Raw genomic sequence first — 19,719 nt, 5'->3', positions numbered from 1 at the left:
CGCACTGCGCCGACGGTGCCGGGGCAGGTCAGCTACAGAGCGCGCTCGCCTGGCGGCCCAGGTCGACGGCCAGCCGGCGCCTGAGGACTGCTGCTCCCGGAATCATGTCCTGGAGCCTACAGTGGGCCTTCCCGCCGTCGCCAGAAGCAGTGGACCGGGCGGCGCCGGCGCCGTTGACTTAAGCGGGGCCGTTGATCGCCGTCCGCCGCGGGGTAGCGTCGGAACAGCGCAGGAACACCGCAGCAACAGGGGGGCAGGGGAGATGGCACCGGAAGGATCCTTGAACGCACCGGGGTGCGGCGGTCTCCCCGACCGCATCGCCATCGGGCTGCTCACCTGGGCGTTCCCCGCTGAGCAGGTGGACCGGGTGCTCGCCGAGACCGGCCGGACCCAGGAGCGGACCCGGCTGCTGCCGGCCCGGGTGGTGGTCTACTTCGTGCTGGCCCTGTGCCTGTTCCCCGGCCTTAAGTACGAGCGGGTCGCGGAGCTGTTGTCTCAGGGACTGATATGGGGGCTGGGCCGGCCCACCCGCTGCCCGGTGCCGACCGCCGCCGCACTGTCCCGGGCCCGGGCCCGGCTCGGCCCCGAACCGCTGCGGGCGCTGTTCGCCGAGCGTGCGGCGGCCGTCGCGGCGTCAGCGGCACCGCAGGGCACAGCCGTTGAGGGATACCGAGGACTGCGGGTGCTGGTTCTGGACGCGGCGCGGTTCGAGGTCCCGGACTCCGAGGAGAACACCGAACGCTTCCCGGACGGCGGTACGGACGGCGATCCGGACAGGTTCCTGGTGCCCCGGGTGCAGGTGATGGCGCTGGCCGACCAGCGCAGCCGGACCGTGGTCGACGCCCGGCTCGGAGCCGGCCGCGACAACCCGGTCACCCTGGCCCGGCGCCTGCTGCGCACCGTCGGCGCGGGCGAGCTGCTGCTGGCGGACTTCGGCAGCGTCCGGGTCCGCCCCTGGTGCATCGCCCGCGAGGGCGGCGCCGAACTGCTGTGGTCGGTACCGGCGACGGCCCAGCTGTCCCGGCACGCGACGCTCCCGGACGGCTCGTTCCGCTCGGTCCTGGACGGCGCCGGCGAGTGCGGCGAGGGGGAGGCGGCGCTGGCGGTGCCGGTCCGGGTGCTGGACTGCGTCGTCGACGGCGAGCCGCTGCGCCTGGTGACCAGCCTGCTGGACCCGGCGGCGGCACCGGCCGCGGAACTGGTCGCGCTGTTCGCGGAACGCTGGCGCTTCCGCGACGCGCTCACCGAGCTGACCGGAGGCGGCCGCGCCGTGGTGCCGGTGCTCCGGGCCCGCTCGGCGCGCGGTGTGGAACAGGAGGTCTGGGGCCTGCTGCTGGTGCACCAGGCGCTCGGGGCGCTGCTGCGCCCGGGCACGGCGGCCCCGGCGGCGCTGCCCGCGGCCGCGGTGCCGGCGCCGGAGCGGACCGGACGGGTGTCGGTGCGGCAGATCGGCTGACCCGCCGTCGACACCGGCCCGGTCCCCGGCCGGGCTGCTGCGAGGGGCGTTACTGCGGGGCCGCGCCGCCGACCAGGATGGCACCGGACGGGCACAGCGCCGCGGCGTTGCGCGCCCCGGCGCGCAGCGCTTCCGGCGGGGCCGGGTCCAGCAGCCGCACCAGGCCGTCGTCGTCGCCCTGGTCGAAGACGGCGGGTGCGCTGAGCACGCACCGGCCCGAGCCGATGCAGCGCTCAGGGTCCACGGCCAGCCAGGGGGCCGGGGCTGTGCTCACCAGGCGACCGGGAGCCGGTGCAGCCCGTAGACGGCCTTCTCCGGCGCGTACTCGGCGCCGTCGGCCAGCCGCAGCCCGGGCAGCCGCCGCAGCAGCGTGGTGAGCGCGATCTCCAGCTCGACCCGGGCCAGCGGCTGGCCCAGGCACTGGTGGATGCCGAAGCCGAAGGCGATGTGCCGGCGGGCGTCGCGGTGGATGTCGAAGTCCTCGGGCGTGGCGAAGTGCTCCGGGTCCCAGTTGGCGGCCGGGATGGAGGCGATGACGCCCTCACCGGCCCTGACCGTCACTCCGGCGATCTCGATGTCCTCCAGGGCGACCCGGGGGACGCCGCTGTGCACCACCGACAGGAACCGCAGCAACTCCTCGACGGCGTTGCCGATCAGCGCCGGGTCGGCGCGCAGCGCGGCCAGCTGCTCGGGGTGGCCGAGCAGCGTGGCGACGCTGAGCGCGATCATGTTGGCGGTGGTCTCGTGCCCCGCCACCAGCAGCAGCAGGCCGGTGCTCTTGACGTCCTCGCGGTCCAGCTCGCCGGTGGCCTCGCGTTCGACGACCAGCCTGCTGAGCACGTCGTCGCCCGGGTCGGTGAGCCGCGACTCGGCCAGCCGGCCGATGTACTCGCGCAGGTCGACCACGGACTGCGCGCTCTCCTGCAGCGTGCTGTCCCGGCTGAGCATGCGCTGCCCCCGGCTCTGGAAGTACTCGTGGTCCTCGTACGGGACGCCGAGCAGCCGCGCGATCACCGCGGACGGGATCGGCAGCGCGAACTCCCGTACCAGGTCAGCCGGCTGGGGCTGGGCCAGCAGGTTCTCCAGGAAGCCGTCGACGATCTGCTGGATCTGCGGGCGCAGCGCCTCGATGTTCTTCACCATGAAGTCGCGGGTGAGCATCCGCCGGATCCGGTCGTGGTCGGGCGGGTCCATCCGGAAGAAGGGGGTGCGTCCGCCCACGCTGGCGCGCACGGCGGGCGAGACGAACGGGAATCCGTCCCGCCGGGCGTCGGCGCTGAAGCGCAGGTCGGTGAGGACGCTGCGGACGTCCTCGTAGCGGGTCAGCAGCCAGGCCTGGCTGCCGTCGTAGAGGGTGATCCGGCTGGCGGGCCGCTCCTGGCGCAGCAGTTGGTACTCCTGCGGCGGGGCCAGCGGTTCCGGGCGGTCCAGCGGGAAGTCGGGGGAGTGGGCGATGGTGCCGGCGGGCTGGGACATCGTCATCCTCGGGGAGCGGAGGCGGCAGGGACGGCGGGCGTGAGACGGGACTCGGCGTGGGCGCGGGCGGCGTCCAGCGTGGCCAGGCTGTGCGCGCCGAGCGCGGCGCGGACCCGGCTGCGGGCGTCGGCGGGGGTGGTGCCGGGGCCGAAGGCGGCGGCGATGCGGGTGGGCGCGAGGGCGACCGTGTGGCGTCCGGTGACCGAGGTCAGGCCGTCGGAGCCGGTGGCGACGATCCACTCGCCCAGGTGGGCGGTGGCGAACGGGGGCACGGTCAGCGGGGTGTAGACGATGCGGTCCCGAAGGCGCACCCGCACCGAGGGGATCGCGGTCACCGAGCCGTCCGGCGCCCGCACCGAGGTGGTGACCTGCTGGACGCCGGGAGCTGGCTCCTCCAGCGTCACCGCCGCGACATGGGAGACCGCGCCGGGCCAGCCCTGCACCCGGTACAGGAAGGCGTGCACGTCCTCGGGGCTGCCGTGGCTGCGCAGGGTGTCCTCGAAGGTGAAGACCAGGGCGTCCAGTTCGGCGCCGAGTTCGGCGTGCCGCCGCAGCACGGGGAGCTGCTCGGCGAAGAGCCGCTCCCACACCGACCGTGCCCGACGGCTCTCATGATGCAGCGTCACCCGGGTGGTCCCGGGGTCCAGCGGCTCCAGCGTCCAACGGCCGGAGACCGCCGTGGCGGGGTGGCCGACGGCGGTGTAGCGGAAGTCCAGTCGCAGCCCGTGCGGGTCGAGCCGGTGGGTGCCGGACCAGTGCACGATCCGGTCGTCGTGACGGGTCCACAGCTCCAACTCCGGCTCCGGGCCCGGGTTCAGGCCCGGGTTCGGGTTCGGGGCGGCGTAGACCACCGGTTCGAAGAGCACCGGCCAGCGCTCGGTGCGGGTGATCAGGCGGCGCAGGACGTCGGCCGGGGCCTGGATGGTGACGGTGTGTTCGGTGCGTGCTGTCTTCGCCTTCACGTTGTCCTCTGCGAGCCGGGGGTCGGGGCCGGGGCGGCGTCCGTCCCGGCCCGGACCCCGCGCTCCCTGTCCCCGAACCTCCCATCCGCCCGTAGAGGCGGGCTGGAACCCGGTTGGAACCCGCCCTTCAGCCCGCTTCGGAGGCTGCGCTGCTCGTCGGCGCCCCGGCCTGGTCCTCGGCCCCGTCCTCGGGCGCCTCTTCCGCCGCCTCGCTCGCCTGCGCCGGGACGGCCGCCGGCCGGGGCCTGGGCAGGGTGAGGGTGACCAGGACGCACAGCGCCAGGATGCCCGCGGCGCAGTAGAAGGCGCGGTCGTAGCCGGATACCAGCGCGCTGTCGGCCGCCGTCGCGCCCCCGCCCCCGTCCCGGCCGGCCAGCAGGTCCCTGGTGTACGCGGCGGCGATGCCGGTCAGCGCCACCAGGCCGAAGGAGCCGCCGATCTGGCGCGAGGCGTTGGCCAGGCCCGAGGCGATACCGGCGTCGGCGCCGGGCACCCCGGAGGTCGCCGTCATCGCCACCGGGGTGAGCGCCAGCCCGATCCCCAGGAAGATCACCGTGCCGGGCAGGATGACCCCGGTCACCAGGTTGGTGTGGGTGCCCAGTTGGGCCTGCCAGAGGAAGCCGGCGGCGGAGACCAGCAGTCCGGTGAGGATCAGCAGCGGGGCCCGGCGTCCGGCGGCCAGCAGCCGGGCCGCGGACTTGGCGCCCACCACGGTGGCCACCGCGTGCGGGACGAACACCAGCCCGGCCTCGACCGGGCTGTAGTGGCGCACGTTCTGCAGGTAGAGCGAGACGAAGTAGAGCACCGAGAAGAACCCGGCCCCGAGCAGGAACATCACCACGTTGGCCCCCGAGAGCTGCCAGGACCGCAGCAGTCGCAGCGGCAGCAGCGGCTGTCCCGCGATCCGCGCCTCGATCAGCACGAACAGGCCCAGCAGCAGCACCCCGGCCACCAGCGGCAGCAGCGTCCCGGTGCGGCCCCAACCGTCCTTGCCGGCCTGGACGATGCCGTAGACGACCGCAGTCAGGCCCAGCGAGACCGCCGCCGCGCCGGGGACGTCCAGCCGGCGGCCGCCGCCGCTGCCCCGGTCGTCCGCCAGCCAGAGCCGGGAGCCGATCACCACGAAGACCCCGACCGGCAGGTTGACCAGCAGGATCCAGCGCCAGGAGAGGTAGTCGGTGAGCAGCCCGCCCAGGATCGCCCCGGCGGCGCCGCCGACCGCGCCGACGATGCTCCAGGTGGCGATGGCCCGGGTGCGCCGGGCGCCCTCGGCGAAGGCCGTGGTGAGGATGGTCAGCGTGCACGGCGCCAGCACGGCGCCGCCCAGGCCCTGGACGGCGCGGGCCGCCACCAGCACCCCGGCCGAGGGCGCCAGCCCGCCGAGCAGGCTGGCCAGGGTGAACACGGTGACCCCGGCGACGAAGGTGCGCCGGCGCCCGTAGAGGTCGGCGGCGCGGCCGCCGAGCAGCATGAACCCGGCGAAGGCCAGCGCGTAGGCGTTGACCACCCAGGGCAGGTCGGCGGCGGAGAAGCCCAGCGAGCCGCGGATGGCGGGCAGCGCGACGTTCACGATCGAGACGTCCAGGACCACCATGAACTGGCCCAGGCAGGCCAGGGCGACGACTAAGCCGTCGGGCACGGTGCGGACCGGTCCGGACGGGGCGGCGGCGGGTGCGGCGGGGGCGCTCATGCGGCCGCCTCCTTGTGGACCCGGGAGCCGATGCTGCCGGCGAGGGCGATCAGACTGTCCGTCAGCCGGGCCGCGTCGTCGGAGTCCCAGCCGTCCAGGAGCGAGGCCAGCGCTCGCGACCGCGCCGCCCAGAGCCGCACCAGCAGCTCCTGGCCGTGCGCGGTGACCTGGACCAGCTGGGCCCGGTGGTCCAGGTCGTCGGCGACGCGCACGATCAGGCCGGCCTCCTCCAGCCGCTTGGTCTGCGGCGTCAGCGACGAGCGGTCGACCTCCAGCCGTTCGGCCACGGTGGACAGCCGGACCGGCTGCCAGCGGTCGATCTGGGTGAGCAGGGTGTAGTCGCCGGCCGGGAGGGTCAGCCCGGCCTCGGCGGCGATGCGGCGCTTGGTCGCCGGGGAGAGCAGCCAGCAGCCCACGGTGTTGAGGGCCACCGCCGCTGCGGTGATGGACCCGTCGTCTGTCGTCATGGCTGGATGCTAGCGCAGTTGGTTTTGCTCAACCAACTGTCGATCGAGGGTCAGGCGGCGGCGGACAGAACCGAGTTCACCTCGTCCAGCAGCGCCTGCGGGGTCGCGATGTCGTCGAACAGGTCGTCGGTCAGGGTGACCCCGTAGCGGCGGCTGATCACCGCGGCGGTCTCCAGCAGGGCCAGCGAGTCGTAGCCGAGGTCGGTGAAGGGGGTCTCCGCGATGTCCCCGTCCAGGCCGACCGACTCGTCCTCACCGGCTGCGGCCCGCAGGATCTCCTTGAGGTCGTCGATGGTCAGTGCGCTCATGGCGGTGTCCTCGGATTCGGTGGTGCGCGGCGTCAGGGGGCGCCGCGGGTGCCGGTGGAGCCTCCGACGCTCGCAGCCGCCGCTGGAACCGTGCTGGAAAGGCCCTGAAGCCGTCCCTGCTCGGCCAGTGCGCGCCACACCGCCCGCACCGCGTCCGGCTCCGCGTCCCCGTCCGCGGGACGGGCCGGCAGCATCGCCACTGCCGCGGACCGGCCGGAGGCCACCGCCGGGTGGCGCTTGGCCAGCATGGTCAGCCCCTGTGCCGGTCCCGCCTCCACCAGCAGCAGCGGACCCGCCGTCAGCAGCCGGTCCAGGGCCGGGCCGAACAGCACCGGCGCGGCCGGCTGGCCGGCCCAGAACGTCGGGTCGACGGCCTGATCATCCGTCAGCAGACCTGCGGTGTAGCCGGAGTGGAGCGGCAGGTGGGGCGGCCGCAGCAGGGTGGTCTGCAGCGCCGACAGGCTGAGCGCGGCGGCGCGGGCCACCACCGGGCTGTGGAAGGCGCTGACGGTGCGGGCGCGCCGGCAGGACAGGCCGCGCCGGCGCAGCTCCGCCTCGGTGGCCGCCAGCGGCGCCTCCGCCCCGGCCAGCACCACCTGGCGCGGGCCGTTGACTGCGCCGACCACCACGTCCGGCCCCAGCAGCGGCTCCAGTTCGGCCACCGGGGCGGCCACCGCCAGCATTCCGCCGGGGGGCGCCGCCGCCAGGTGCCGGACCCGGTCGGCCATCAGCGCGGCCGCGTCCTCCAGGGTCAGCACGCCGGCCAGCACCGCGGCGGCCACCTCGCCGACGCTGTGCCCGAGCAGTGCGTCCGGGCGCACGCCCCAGTCCAGGACGGTGCGGCCGAGCGCCCAGTCGACCGCGAACAGCAGCGGCTGGGCGCGCCGCAGGTCGTCCAGCGGGATCCGGGGCGCGTCAGAGAGCCAGTCGCGGCGGATCGCCCGGCCCTCGGCGCCCCACAGCGCCAGCACCCGGTCCACCCGGGCGGCGAACGAGGGGTCGGCGCGGTAGAGGCCCACCGCCATCCGCGGCTGCTGGGCCCCCTGGCCGGGGAAGAGCAGGGCGACCCCCCTGGGCCGCTCGGGCCGCTCGGTGTCCTCGGGCCGCTCGGGCCGCTCGGTGTGCTGGTCCTGACGTGTGCTCATGGCCGCCTCCTTCGCGGTGTGACGGAGCGTCCGGGTCGGCGCCCCGTCCATCCGCCGACCCTGGCAGCCCCCGCTGGACTCGCTCTGGACGTCGCGTCCAGCGGGCCGTCCCACGATGGCCGGGTTCGGTGCCCAGCCGGGAGGACGGCCATGAGATACGACAGCCTCTACATCGCCGCGGCGGCCAGCCGACTGCCCGGACGGGTCCGCGTCGCCGACGCGGTGGCCCAGGGTCTGTGCGACGCCCGGCTGGCCCGCAGCACCGACCTGGTCGAGGTCTCCGTCGCCGAGGGGGAGCCGCCGGCCGAGATGGCGGCGCAGGCCGCCCGGGCCGCGCTGCGGGCCTCCGGCCACGACCCCGGCGAGATCGACCTGCTGCTGCACGCCGACGTCTACTACCAGGGCCAGGACCTCTGGGCCCCGGCCTCCTACGTGCAGCGGGTCGCGCTGGGCAACCGCTGCCCGGCCGTCGAGGTGCGGCAGATGTCCAACGGCGGCATGGCCTCGATCGAACTCGCCGCCGGCTACCTGGCCGGCACCGGCGGCACCGCCGCCCTGCTGACCACCGGGGACTGGTTCGGCGCCCCGGGCTTCGACCGCTGGAACAGCGACCCCGGCACGGTCTACGCGGACGGCGGCACCGCCCTGGTGCTCTCCCGGCACACCGGGGTAGCGGCGGTGCGGAGCCTGGCCACCGTCTCCGACGCCGACCTGGAGGGCATGCACCGGGGCGACGACCCCTTCGGCGCGGCCCCCTTCAGCCACCGGCCCCGGGTCGACTTGGAGGCGCACAAACGCGACTTCCTGGCTGCCAACGGTCTGTCGCACAGCGTGGACCGGATCTCGGCGGGCCAGGACGAGGCGCTCAAGCGCGCCCTGGCCGACGCGGACTGCGCGCTGGCCGACATCGACTGGTTCGTGCTGCCGCACTTCGGACTGCGCCGGCTCACCGGCGCCTACCTGCGCCGCTGGGGCGTCGGCCCGCAGGCCACCACCTGGCCCTGGGCCCGCACCGTGGGCCATCTGGGCGCGGGCGACCAGTACGCGGGCCTGGCCCACCTGCTGGAGTCGGGCAGGGCCCGACCGGGCCGGCTCGCCCTGCTGGCCGGCGTCGGCGCCGGCTTCACCTGGTCCTTCGCCGTCATCGAGTTCCGCTGACCGCCTTCCCGCTGTCCACCGACCCTGGGAGAGTCCATGTCCGTCGATCCGAGCAGACGGCGGGTGCTGGGCGCCGCCGCCCTCACCGCCACCGCGGCCGTCGTCGCCCCGGCCGTCCTCGCCCCGGCCGGCCGCGCCGAAGCCGCCGCCCCGGCGACCCCGCCGCTGGCCGAACCGCGCCGGCTGGCCACTGTCACCCCCGACGACCCCCGCTACGAGGAACTGGTCACCGGGGTCAACCAGCGCTGGGTCGGCACCCCCGGGCAGGTCTACGTACCCGGCTCCACCGCCGACGTGGTCGCCGCAGTGCGCGAGACGGTCCGGTCCGGACGCCGGCTCTCGATCCGCAGCGGCGGCCACTGCCTGGCCGACCTGGTCTTCAACGCCGAGGTCGAGTCGGTGGTCGACCTGTCCACGATGACCGCGGTCTCCTACGATCCGACCCTCCGGGCCTTCGAGGTGGAGGCCGGGGCCACCCTGCTCAACGTCTACGACGCCCTCTACAAGGGCTGGGGCGTGACCATCCCCGGCGGCCTGTGCTACTCGGTCGGCATCGGCGGGCATGTCTCCGGCGGCGGCTTCGGGCTGCTCTCGCGCAGCCACGGCCTGACCGTGGACCACCTGTACGGCATCGAGGTGGTCGTCGTCGACGCGCAGGGCGAGGTCCGGGTGGTCACCGCCACCCGTGAAGCAGACGACCCCAACCGCGACCTGTGGTGGGGCTACTCCGGGGGCGGCGGCGGCAACTTCGGCGTGATCACCCGCTACTGGTTCCGCAGCCCCGACGCGACCGGCACCGATCCGGGCCGGCAGCTGGTCACGCCGCCCGAGGCGGTGCTGATCAGCGCGGTGCGGATCCCCTGGACCACGCTCACCGAGGACCGCTTCGCCGCGCTGCTGCGCAACACCGGTGCCTGGTTCGAGGCCAACAGCGCCCCCGACTCCCGGTACACCGCGCTCAGCGGCTCCTTCTCGCTGACCCACCGCTCCAGCGGCGGCGTCACCGTGGTCACCCAGATCGACGCCGGACTGCCCGACGCCGTGCAGCTGCTGGACTCCTACCTGACGGCGATCCTGGACGGCGTCGGCGTGGACCCGGCCGCGCTGCCCGCGCCGCTGCGGCTGCCCTGGCTGCGCGCCACCCGCTACCTGGGCACGGCCTCGGCCATCGGCGACAACCCGGCGGTGCGCAGCGACAACCACTCCGCCTACCTGCTCAAGGGCTTCACCGAGGAGCAGGCGGCGGTGGTGTACCGGTACCTGACCAGTGATCAGATCAGCAACCCCAACGCGATGGTGGTCATCAACCTGGTCGGCGGCCGGATCGGCGCCGTGGCCCCGCAGGACACCGCCGTCGCCCAGCGCGCGGCCGTCCTCAAGGTCCTCTACCAGAGCCTGTGGACCGACCCGGCCGACGACGACGCCAACACCGCCTGGGCCACCGGCCTGTACCGCGAGGTGTACGCCGGCACCGGCGGGGTGCCGGTGCCGGACGGACGCACCGACGGCTGCTACATCAACTACCCCGACACCGCGCTGGACGGAGCGGCCTCCAACACCTCCGGTGTCCCCTGGTCGGTGCTCTACCACGGGCTGAACTACCCCCGGCTGCAGCAGGTCAAGGCGCGCTGGGACCCCACCGACTTCTTCCGCCACCCGCTCTCGGTCCGGCTGCCTGGCCAGTGAGCCGACCGACAGTGAGCGGACCGTCAGTGAACCGACCCGCCCTCCACGTCGGCTGGACCGGCCGTGGACCGCCGGTTGCCAGGGTGGGGGGACAGTGACCGCCGGCGCTGCGCCGGACCGACGAACAGCTAGGACATAGGACATCGTGTGGACGGTCGTGTAGTCATCACCGGCATCGGCACCGTGGTGCCCGGAGCAACCGGTGTCAAGAACTTCTGGGACCTGCTGACCTCGGGGCGGACCGCCACCCGCAGGATCACCTTCTTCGACCCCTCCCCGTTCCGCTCGCAGAGCGCGGGGGAGTGCGACTTCGACCCGGCGCTGCACGGCCTGACGGCCCGTGAGATCCGGCGCACCGACCGCTCCTCCCAACTGGCCGTGGTCGCGGCCCGGGAGGCGGTCGCCGACAGCGGCCTGGACACCGCCGCCATCGACCCGGACCGGCTCGGCGTCAGCATCGGCAGCGCCGTCGGCGCCACCATGGCGCTGGAGGACGAGTACCTGGTGCTCAGCGACACCGGCCGGAAGTGGGTGCTGGACAGCGACCACGCCACCCCGCACCTGTACGGCCACCTGGTGCCCAGCGCCATCGCCACCGAAGTCGCCTGGAGCGTGGGCGCCGAGGGACCGGCCGTGGTCGTCTCCTCCGGCTGCACCTCGGGCCTGGACGCGGTCGGCCACGCCCGCGACCTGATCCTGGACGGCGCCGCAGACGTGGTGGTCACCGGCGGCACCGACGCCCCGATCTCCCCGCTCGCGGTCGCCTGCTTCGACGCCATCAAGGCCACCAGCCCCCGCAACGACGACCCCGAGCACGCCTCCCGGCCCTTCGACCGCACCCGCAACGGCTTCGTGGTCGCCGAGGGCGCCGCGGTCCTGGTCCTGGAGGAACTGGGCCACGCGCTGCGCCGGGGAGCACACATCTACGCCGAGATCACCGGCCACGCCGGCCGCTGCAACGCCTACCACATGACCGGACTGCGCCCCGACGGACGCGAGATGGCGCACGCCATCACCGCCGCCCTGAACGAGGGACGCACCCCGCCCGAGGCGGTGGACTACGTCAACGCCCACGGCTCCGGCACCAAGCAGAACGACCGGCACGAGACCGCCGCCTTCAAGCAGGCCCTGGGGCAGCACGCCTACCGCACCCCGGTCAGCTCCATCAAATCCATGATCGGCCACTCGCTGGGCGCCATCGGCGCCATCGAGATCGCCGCCTGCGCCCTGGCGATCGAACACGGAGTGGTGCCGCCGACCGCCAACCTGCACCATCCCGACCCCGAACTCGACCTGGACTACGTCCCGCTGACGGCCCGTGAGCACCGGGTGGATGTCGCCCTGACCGTCGGCAGCGGCTTCGGCGGCTTCCAGAGCGCCATGGTGCTGCGCCGGCCCCTGCTGGGGAGGGCGGCATGAGCGGCGCGGTGGTCACCGGCCTGGCCGTGGTCGCCCCCAACGGGCTCGGCACCGAGGCCTACTGGTCCGCGACCCTGGCCGGGCGCAGCGGCATCGCCCCGATCGACCGCTACGACGCCTCCTCCTACCCCACCCGCTTCGCCGGGCAGGTCCGCGGCTTCGAAGCGGCCGAACACCTGCCGGGACGGCTGATCCCGCAGACCGACCCGGTCACCCGGTTCGCCGTCGCCGCCGCCGACTGGGCCCTGGCCGACGCCGGGGTCGACCCGGCGGCCTTCGACCAGTACGACATCGGCGTGGTCACCGCCAACGCCTCGGGCGGCTTCGAGTTCACCCAGCACGAGGTCGAGAAGCTGTGGACGCTCGGTCCGCAGCACGTCAGCGCCTACCAGTGCTTCGCCTGGTTCTACGCGGTGAACACCGGTCAGATCTCCATCAAGAACGACCTCCGCGGCTCCGGCGGCGCCCTGGTCGCCGAGCAGGCGGCCGGACTGGACGCCCTCGGCCAGGCCCGCAGGCTGCTCCGCAAGGGGCTCAGGGCGGTGGTCGCCGGCGGCCTGGAGGCCCCGCTCAACCCCTACGCGGTGGTCTCCCAGATCGCCAACGGCAGGCTCAGTCGGGCCGACCGCGCCGACCGCGCCTACCTGCCCTTCGACCCGCAGGCCGGGGGGTACGTCCCCGGCGAGGGCGGTGCGCTGCTGATCGTCGAGGACGCCGACTCGGCCGCCGGCCGCGGCGCCGGGCACCGCTACGGCGAGATCGCCGGCTACGCCGCCACCTTCGACCCGCGCCCCGGCTCCGACCGGCCGCCGGCCCTGCGCCGCGCGATCGAGCACGCCCTGGCCGACGCCGGGCTGCGGCCCGACGAGATCGACGTGGTGTTCGCGGACGCGGCCGGCGTCCCGGCCCTGGACCGCACCGAGGCGCAGGCCCTCGCCGAGGTCTTCGGCCCCCGCGCGGTCCCGGTCACGGCCCCCAAGACCATGACCGGACGGCTGCTGGCCGGCGGACCCCCGGTGGACGTCGCCGCGGCCCTGCTGTCCCTGCGCGACCAGGTCGTCCCGCCGACCCTGCACGTCACTCCCGCCGACGACCTGCCCATCGACCTGGTCCTGGACACCCCCCGCGAGGCCCGGCTGCGCACCGCGTTGGTGCTGGCCCGCGGCTCGGGGGGCTTCAACTCGCCCCGGGTGGTGCGCGCGTGACCCGCGCGCCGACCGGGCCGTCCGACACCGACACCGAAACCGGCACGACACCGAAACCGACACCCAGCTAGGGGCGACCATGAGATTCGGCATCACCTTCTTCCCGACCGTCGGTCCGGAGCACAAGTCCGCCGCCGACTACTACGACGAGGCCGTCGCGCTGGCGGTGCTCGCCGACGAACTGGGCTACCAGCACGTCAAGACCGTCGAGCACTACTTCTTCGCCTACGGCGGCTACAGCCCCGACCCGGTGCCGCTGCTGACCGCGATCGCCCGCAGCACCAGCCGGATCCGGGTCGCCACCGGAGCCGTCATCCCCGCCTTCAACCATCCGGTGCAACTCGCCGCCCGGCTCGCGGTACTGGACAACCTCAGCCGCGGCCGGCTCGACGTCGGCTTCGGACGCGCCTTCCTGCCGGACGAGTTCGCCGCCTTCGAGGTCCCGCTGGACGAGAGCCGGGCCCGCTTCGAGGAGGGCGTGCGCGCCGTCGAACTGCTCTGGTCCCAGCAGGACGTGCAGTGGGACGGGACCTTCCACCGCTTCGGCCCGGTCACCCTGCTGCCCCGCCCGTTCCAGCAGCCGCACCCGCCGGTCTTCGTCGCCGCCGCGACCAGCCCCGCCTCCGCCGAGGCCGCCGGACGCGCCGGACGCGGACTGCAGGGCGTGCCGGCCATCTCCGGCCGTCAGGGCTTCCAGGACATCCTCGCCGCCTACCGCAAGGGCTGGGTCGACGGCGGCCGGCAGGCCGGACAGGAGCAGATCCAGATCAGCTTCGCGCTGTTCCTGCATGAGGACGGCGAGGAGGCCCGCCGGCTCGGCCGCTACGACGAGGAGACCTACAGCGAGCGCATCGCCGAGGCCACCCGGGCCTGGGGCAAGGCCCGCAGCGCCGACTACCCCGGCTACGAGCGGCTGGAGGAGGCCGGCAAGCTGCTGCACTTCGACCGCCGGCTGAAGGAGAACCAGATCCTGGCCGGCGACCCGCAGGAGGTCACCGCCCAGCTGGAGGAGATCGTCGACTGGTACGGCGACGACGTCACCCTCAGCTTCACCGTCCACTCCGGCAACCTGCCCGCCGAGGTGTCCGAGCGGACGCTGCGGCTGTTCGCCGAGCGGGTCGCCCCCGCCTTCTCCGAACGCGGGCAGCGATGAGCACCGGGTCCGAGCCGGCCCGCAGGCCGGGAGCGGAACTGCTGCACCGGGGCTCCGAGCACGAGCAGGTGGTCTTCTGCCAGGACCGGGCCAGCGGGCTGCGGGCGATCATCGCGATCCACTCCACCGCACTGGGCCCGGCGCTGGGCGGCACCCGGTTCCGCGACTACCCCGACGAGGAGAGCGCACTGCAGGACGTGCTGCGGCTGTCCCGGGGGATGTCCTACAAGAACGCACTGGCCGGACTGGACCTGGGCGGCGGAAAGGCGGTGATCCTCGGCGACCCCGCCAAGGACGCCTCGGAGGCGCTGCTGCGCGCCTTCGGCCGCTTCGTCGAGTCGCTGTCCGGCCGCTACATCACCGCCTGCGACGTGGGCACCACCAGCGCGGACATGGACGTCGTGGCCCGGGAGACCCGGCACGTCACCGGCCGCTCGGCCGAGCACGGCGGCGCCGGCGACTCCGGCGTGCTCACCGCGCTGGGCGTGCTGCAGGGGATCCTGGCGTCGGCGGAGTCGGCGTGGGGCAGCGACGACCTGACCGGGCGTCGGATCGGCGTCGAGGGCGCCGGCAAGGTGGGCCGACGCCTGGTCAGGCACCTGGTGGAGCACGGCGCGACCGTGGTGGTCCACGACGTGGACCCCCGCGCCGCCGCCCGGGCCCGCGGCCTGGTCCGCGGCGGCGGGGTGGAGCTGGCACCGGACCGCGAGGCCTTCCTCGGCGCGGACCTGGACGTCTACGCGCCCTGCGCGCTGGGCGGCACGCTCACTGCGGAGCTGGCCGCCACGCTGTCCGCCGAGATCGTCTGCGGCGGCGCCAACAACCAGTTGGCCGAGCCGGGGGTGGAGCGGATCCTCGCCGACCGGGGCATCCTCTACGCGCCCGACTACCTGGTCAACGCCGGCGGGGTGATCCAGGTCGCGGACGAGCTCGCCGGCTACGACAGTGCCCGGGCCCGGGCCCGGGCGCTGGGCATCCGCGACACCGCCCGGGTGGTCTACCGGACCGCCGCCGAACAGGGCATCACCCCGGGAGCTGCCGCGGACCTGCTGGCCGAGCGGAGGATGGCCAGCATCGGCGCGCTGCACCGGATCCACCTGGCGGGCTGACCGCCCGCAGCACACACCCGAACGCGGTGATGCGAACGCCCCGGCCGAAGCGGCCGGGGCGTTCGCATCGGTGCTCCGGCGCTCAGAAGTTGCCCAACCCGCCGCAGACGTTGATCGCCTGGGCGGTGATGGCCGCCGCGGCGTCGGTGACCAGGTAGCCGACCAGCCCGGCGACCTCCTCCGGGGTGGTGTAGCGGCCCAGCGGGATCTTGGCCTCGAAGGTCTCCAGCACCGACTCCTCCGTCGTCCCCCACAGCTCCGCGTACCCCTGGCGGACCCGTCCCGCCATCGGGGTCTCCACGAAGCCGGGGCACACCGCGTTCACGGTCACCCCGCTGCGGGCCAGCTCCAGCCCCAGGGCCTTGGTGAAGCCGACCACACCGTGCTTGGACGCCGAGTAGGGGGCGGCCAGCACCACGCCCTGCTTCCCGGCCGTGGAGGCGATGTTGACGATCCGTCCCCACGGACGCCCGGCCAGGCCGCCGGCGGACAGCACCTCCCGGGTGACCCGGAAGACGCTGTGCAGATTGGTGTCCACGACGTCGAACCACACCTCGTCGCTGAGTGTCGCGGTCGGACCGCCCCCGCTCCGGCCCGCGTTGTTGACCAGGACGTCGATCGGACCGAACCGCTCGGTCGCGGCCGCCACCAGCCGGGTCACGTCCTCGGCGGAACGGACGTCGGCGGCGGTCCCGTCCACCTCCAGCCCCGGACCCTCCGGTCCCAGGCCGCGGAGCTCCTTGACGGTGCGCTCCACGTCCGCCTCGGTCCTGGCGCTCAGGAAGACCCGGTGGCCCTCTTCCGCCAGCTGCCTGACGATCGCCAGTCCGATGCCGCTGGTGGCACCGGTCACCAGGGCGTTCCTTGTCTGATGTGCAGTCACCTCGGGCTGTCCTTCCGCTGTCTGACCAGGGACGCGGGCGCCCGCGAGGACGCACCTCCGCAGCAGGCAGACTCGCAGTCGCGGCTGGAGGCACGGTCCAGAACCGCTGGTGGCGCACCGCGCGGGGCTCCCGGCGGCGGCTCCGCCGCTGTTACCGTCGTCCCCGCCGGAGCACCGGCGCCACAGCGAGCGAGCGAGCGATCGAGCGGGGGCGGGGCAGGGATGGCGCAGGAACCGGACCGGGGAACGCTGTTGGAGGTCCGCGGGCTGCGGGTGGACTACACCGGCACCGGCGGTGCGGTCACCGCCGTGGACGGGGTCGACCTCACCGTGGCCCGGGGCGAGACGGTCGCCGTGGTGGGGGAGTCCGGCTCGGGCAAGAGCACCACGGCCCTGGCGGTCACCCGGCTGCTCCCGCACACCGCACGGATCGCCGGCGGACGGGTGCTGTTCCGCGGCCAGGACCTGGCCGCGCTCGGCGACGGCGCGCTGCGGCCGCTGCGCGGACGCGCCATCGGCTTCGTCCCGCAGGACCCCGGGGTCGCGCTCAACCCGGTGCAGCGGGTCGGCGACCAGATCGCCGAGGTGCTCAGGATCCACCGCATCGCCCGGGGCCGGGAGGCGCACGCCGAGGCCGTCGAGGCACTGGCCAGCGCGGGGGTGCCCGAACCGGCCGCCCGCGCCCTGCAGTACCCGCACCAGCTCTCCGGCGGAATGCGGCAGCGGGTGCTGATCGCCATGGCCCTGGTCGCCGGACCCGACCTGGTGGTCGCGGACGAGCCGACCAGCGGCCTGGACGTCACCGTGCAGCGCCGGGTGCTGGACCACCTGGAGGCGCTGACCCGGGACCGGGGCATCGCCCTGCTGCTGATCACCCACGACCTGGGGGTGGCGGCCGACCGGGCCGACCGGGTGGTGGTGATGTCCGAGGGACAGGTGGTCGAGACCGGCGCCACCGCACAGGTCCTGGACCGGCCGGTGCACCCGTACACCCGCCGACTGATGGCCGCAGCCCCGCGCTGGAGCCCGAGTGCCGGTACCGGCATCGGCACGGCTCCGGCTGACGCCGCCAAGGCCGCCGCCACCACAGCGGACCGAACCGACGGCGCGGCCCCGCCGCTGCTCGAAGTCTCGGGCCTGACCCGGGACTTCGACCTGCCCAGGAGCTCGGGCCGGGGCCGGACCCTGCGTGCGGTCGACGGTCTGGACTTCACCCTCGCCCGCGGCGAGGCACTCGCGCTGGTCGGCGAATCCGGCTCGGGCAAGTCCACCACGGCCCGCCTGGTACTCCGGCTGGACCGCCCCACCGCGGGCACGGTCCGCCTCGACGGCGTCGACCTGGCCTCGCTGACTTCCCGTCAACTAAGGGACAGTCGACGCCGGATGCAACTGGTCTACCAGAACCCGTTCGCCTCGCTGGACCCCCGCTTCACCGTCCGCAGGATCGTCGAGGAGCCGCTGCGCGCCTTCCGGATCGGCGACCGCGCCGAGCGCCGCGCCGAGGCCGCCCGGCTGCTGGACCTGGTGGCGCTGCCCGCACGGTTCCTGGAACGGCGCCCGGCCGAGCTCTCCGGCGGCCAGCGCCAACGGGTGGCCATCGCCCGGGCACTGGCGCTCCGCCCCGACCTGCTGGTCTGCGACGAGCCGGTGTCCGCGCTGGACGTCTCGGTGCAGGCGCAGATCCTGGAACTGCTGGCCGAACTGCGCTCAGAGCTCGGCCTGGGCTACCTCTTCATCACCCACGACCTGGCCGTCGCCCGCCAACTCTGCGACCGGGTGGCGGTGCTGAGGGACGGACGGCTGGTGGAGACCGGCCCGACCGAACGGGTCTTCGCCGAGCCGGTCCATGAGTACACCCGTGAACTGCTGGCCGCGGTACCGGGCGGGCGCCGGCACTGACCGGCTTTCTCAGGCCCGGCGTCGGCCTCAGCGCAGCAGCAGGTCGTCCCTGCGGACGATCCGGTGGCTGGTCAGCCACTCGCCGTCGCGACGCACCAGCACGTCCTCGACCACGCAGCTCGGATCCCAGGTCACCGCGCCGGCGGCGTCGGTGACGCTGACGATGGCGTAGTACCAGGCGCGGACGGTGCCCGGATCGACCGTGGTCTCGACCCGCAGCTGGCTGAACCAGTGCCGGTACACCGCACCCTGACGGGCCGTCGCAGTGCGGCCCAGTGCTGCGGCGATGGCGGCCCGGCCCTCCAGCACCTCACCGCTGGAGACATGTGCGAACGACGCGTCCTCGGTGAACGTCGCCACGAAGGCGTCCGCCTCGGCGCCGTCCAACTGCCAGGCCTGGCGGGCGTACAGGGCCTGCAGCTCGGCGTAGGTCTCGGCGGTGGCCGGCGCTCCGGCCGCGTGCAGGGTCGGTGGCATGGGCGTCCTCCGTACGGGGCCGCGAGCCGCCGGGCGCGGGCCGCGAATGCCTCCGACCGTTCCAGAGCGGGCTGGAGACTGGGTCCAACCGGCCTGCAGAGCAGCGGTGGACCGGCCCTCCAGCCCGCTTGAACCGGCCCCCGGCACGCTGGACCCCGTCCCGGACCCGGACCCGGCTCCGGACCCAGCCCCGCCAGGGAGGCCGACCACCATGGTGACCATCCGTCCGACCGGACCGACCCGAGCCGAGGCGGACCGCCCCGAACCGGCCCACCCCAGGCTGGAGGAGGTCGCCGAAGGCGTCTTCGCCCACATCCAGCCGGACGGTGGCTGGTGCCTCAACAACGCCGGCATCCTGGTGGACGAGGGCCGCGCCGCACTGGTCGACACCGCGGCCACCGAACGGCGCACCCTGCTGCTGCGCCAGGCGCTCGCCACCGTCGCGCCGCAGGAGCCCGAGGTGCTGGTGAACACCCATCACCACAGCGACCACACCTTCGGCAACTCGCTGTTCGGACCCGGCACCACCGTCGTCGCCCACGAGCGGACCCGGCAGGAGAGCGCCGAGGCCGGGCTGGGACTGCAGGGCCTGTGGCCCGGCGTCGACTGGGGCGCGGTGTCGGTCCGGCTGCCGGCCCTCACCTTCCGCGACACGCTCACGCTTCACCTGGGCGGGCTCCGGGTCGAGCTGATCCACGTGGGCCCGGCGCACACCACCAACGACACCGTGGTCTGGATCCCGGACCGGGGCGTGCTGTTCACCGGGGACGTGGTGATGTCCGGGGTGACCCCGTACGCGCTGATGGGCTCGGTCGAAGGCTCGCTGCGCGCCCTGGACCAGCTCGCCGAACTGCACCCGCGGGTGGTCGTGCCGGGGCACGGCGCGGTGGGCGGACCGGGACTCATCGCGGCCAACCGGGCCTACTTCGCCTGGATCCAGCAGCTCGACACCGAGGCGAGGGCCGCCGGACTGACCCCGCTCCAGGCGGCGAAGGACGCCGATCTGGGCGGCTTCGCCGACCTGTTGGACCCCGAGCGGCTGGTGTCCAACCTGCACCGCGCCCGGCTGGAGGCGGAGGGTGGCGTACCGGGCGCTCCGATCGACATCCTCGGCTCCTTCCGGGAGATGGTCGAGTACCACGGCGGGCTGCCCACCTGCCACGCCTGACCGCGGCCTGACGCCCTGCCAGACTGATCATCAGTCGAACGAACAGGGCACCGACCGC

Annotated in this window: 18 protein-coding genes; 9 read left to right on the top strand and 9 right to left on the bottom strand. The window is 74.4% G+C overall.

Going from position 1 to position 19,719, the window contains the following annotated elements; genetic code table 11:
* The first annotated feature begins 280 nt into the window (after window positions 1-280).
* Complete coding sequence (locus ABUW04_RS05285; protein WP_380563169.1) at window positions 281-1,456, top strand: transposase domain-containing protein; 1,176 nt, start codon at window positions 281-283, stop codon at window positions 1,454-1,456.
* Between the two features lie 49 nt (window positions 1,457-1,505).
* On the opposite strand, the gene ABUW04_RS05280 is transcribed toward ABUW04_RS05285, so the two are convergent.
* The 7 genes from ABUW04_RS05280 to ABUW04_RS05250 form a co-directional block, all read right to left on the bottom strand.
* A complete protein-coding gene (locus tag ABUW04_RS05280; RefSeq protein ID WP_380563167.1) occupies window positions 1,506-1,730 on the bottom strand; it encodes a ferredoxin in 225 nt (74 codons plus the stop codon).
* Window positions 1,727-2,932, bottom strand: coding sequence for a cytochrome P450 (locus ABUW04_RS05275; RefSeq protein WP_198037413.1), 1,206 nt, complete (start codon window positions 2,930-2,932; stop codon window positions 1,727-1,729). Before ABUW04_RS05275 ends, ABUW04_RS05280 begins: the two co-directional genes overlap by 4 nt.
* Before the next feature lie 2 nt (window positions 2,933-2,934).
* Entirely contained in the window at window positions 2,935-3,894 is a 960-nt protein-coding gene (locus tag ABUW04_RS05270; protein ID WP_380563165.1) for an SRPBCC family protein, read from the bottom strand.
* A 127-nt stretch (window positions 3,895-4,021) separates the two neighbouring features.
* On the bottom strand, window positions 4,022-5,584 hold the full coding sequence (locus ABUW04_RS05265; RefSeq protein ID WP_380563163.1) for an MFS transporter: 1,563 nt from the start codon (window positions 5,582-5,584) through the stop codon (window positions 4,022-4,024).
* On the bottom strand, window positions 5,581-6,051 hold the full coding sequence (locus ABUW04_RS05260; RefSeq protein ID WP_051725203.1) for a MarR family winged helix-turn-helix transcriptional regulator: 471 nt from the start codon (window positions 6,049-6,051) through the stop codon (window positions 5,581-5,583). The genes ABUW04_RS05265 and ABUW04_RS05260 overlap by 4 nt, the downstream gene beginning before the upstream one ends.
* 50 nt (window positions 6,052-6,101) lie before the next feature.
* Entirely contained in the window at window positions 6,102-6,359 is a 258-nt protein-coding gene (locus ABUW04_RS05255) for an acyl carrier protein (protein WP_030253210.1), read from the bottom strand.
* 32 nt (window positions 6,360-6,391) lie between these two features.
* Window positions 6,392-7,504 carry an acyltransferase domain-containing protein gene (locus ABUW04_RS05250; protein ID WP_380563161.1) on the bottom strand — a complete coding sequence of 371 codons (1,113 nt, stop codon included), beginning with the start codon at window positions 7,502-7,504 and terminating at the stop codon, window positions 6,392-6,394.
* Between the two features lie 150 nt (window positions 7,505-7,654).
* Here ABUW04_RS05250 and ABUW04_RS05245 point away from each other — a divergent pair, with 150 nt between their 5' ends.
* The 6 genes from ABUW04_RS05245 (at window position 7,655) to ABUW04_RS05220 (ending at window position 15,234) form a co-directional block, all read left to right on the top strand.
* Window positions 7,655-8,662: a ketoacyl-ACP synthase III family protein gene (locus ABUW04_RS05245; protein ID WP_380563159.1), complete on the top strand. Its 1,008-nt coding sequence runs from the start codon at window positions 7,655-7,657 to the stop codon at window positions 8,660-8,662.
* Between the two features lie 36 nt (window positions 8,663-8,698).
* Entirely contained in the window at window positions 8,699-10,348 is a 1,650-nt protein-coding gene (locus tag ABUW04_RS05240) for an FAD-binding oxidoreductase (protein ID WP_380563158.1), read from the top strand.
* Between the two features lie 147 nt (window positions 10,349-10,495).
* Window positions 10,496-11,767, top strand: coding sequence for a beta-ketoacyl-[acyl-carrier-protein] synthase family protein (locus ABUW04_RS05235; protein ID WP_380563156.1), 1,272 nt, complete (start codon window positions 10,496-10,498; stop codon window positions 11,765-11,767).
* Window positions 11,764-12,972, top strand: coding sequence for a ketosynthase chain-length factor (locus ABUW04_RS05230; RefSeq protein ID WP_380563154.1), 1,209 nt, complete (start codon window positions 11,764-11,766; stop codon window positions 12,970-12,972). The genes ABUW04_RS05235 and ABUW04_RS05230 overlap by 4 nt, the downstream gene beginning before the upstream one ends.
* Before the next feature lie 79 nt (window positions 12,973-13,051).
* Entirely contained in the window at window positions 13,052-14,125 is a 1,074-nt protein-coding gene (locus ABUW04_RS05225) for an LLM class flavin-dependent oxidoreductase (protein ID WP_380563152.1), read from the top strand.
* The gene (locus tag ABUW04_RS05220) at window positions 14,122-15,234 is read left to right on the top strand and encodes a Glu/Leu/Phe/Val family dehydrogenase (RefSeq protein WP_380563150.1); all 1,113 of its coding nucleotides are present in this window, start codon (window positions 14,122-14,124) and stop codon (window positions 15,232-15,234) included. Before ABUW04_RS05225 ends, ABUW04_RS05220 begins: the two co-directional genes overlap by 4 nt.
* Window positions 15,235-15,316: 82 nt before the next feature.
* Here ABUW04_RS05220 and ABUW04_RS05215 read toward each other — a convergent pair whose 3' ends face one another.
* Window positions 15,317-16,117: an SDR family NAD(P)-dependent oxidoreductase gene (locus ABUW04_RS05215; RefSeq protein WP_380563148.1), complete on the bottom strand. Its 801-nt coding sequence runs from the start codon at window positions 16,115-16,117 to the stop codon at window positions 15,317-15,319.
* Window positions 16,118-16,339: 222 nt separating this feature from the next.
* Between ABUW04_RS05215 and ABUW04_RS05210 the strand changes: the two genes are divergently transcribed.
* Window positions 16,340-18,016: a dipeptide ABC transporter ATP-binding protein gene (locus ABUW04_RS05210; protein WP_380563146.1), complete on the top strand. Its 1,677-nt coding sequence runs from the start codon at window positions 16,340-16,342 to the stop codon at window positions 18,014-18,016.
* A gap of 27 nt (window positions 18,017-18,043) precedes the next feature.
* On the opposite strand, the gene ABUW04_RS05205 is transcribed toward ABUW04_RS05210, so the two are convergent.
* Entirely contained in the window at window positions 18,044-18,493 is a 450-nt protein-coding gene (locus ABUW04_RS05205) for a nuclear transport factor 2 family protein (protein WP_380563144.1), read from the bottom strand.
* 211 nt (window positions 18,494-18,704) lie between these two features.
* Between ABUW04_RS05205 and ABUW04_RS05200 the strand changes: the two genes are divergently transcribed.
* Complete coding sequence (locus ABUW04_RS05200) at window positions 18,705-19,661, top strand: MBL fold metallo-hydrolase (protein ID WP_380563142.1); 957 nt, start codon at window positions 18,705-18,707, stop codon at window positions 19,659-19,661.
* Window positions 19,662-19,719 lie beyond the last annotated feature (58 nt).

It is taken from the genome of Streptacidiphilus jeojiensis (genome assembly GCF_042510965.1).
Taxonomy (GTDB): domain Bacteria; phylum Actinomycetota; class Actinomycetes; order Streptomycetales; family Streptomycetaceae; genus Streptacidiphilus; species Streptacidiphilus jeojiensis.
The sequence above is the reverse complement of the archived record's forward strand: the minus strand, read 5'-3'. Positions and strand labels throughout refer to the sequence as shown.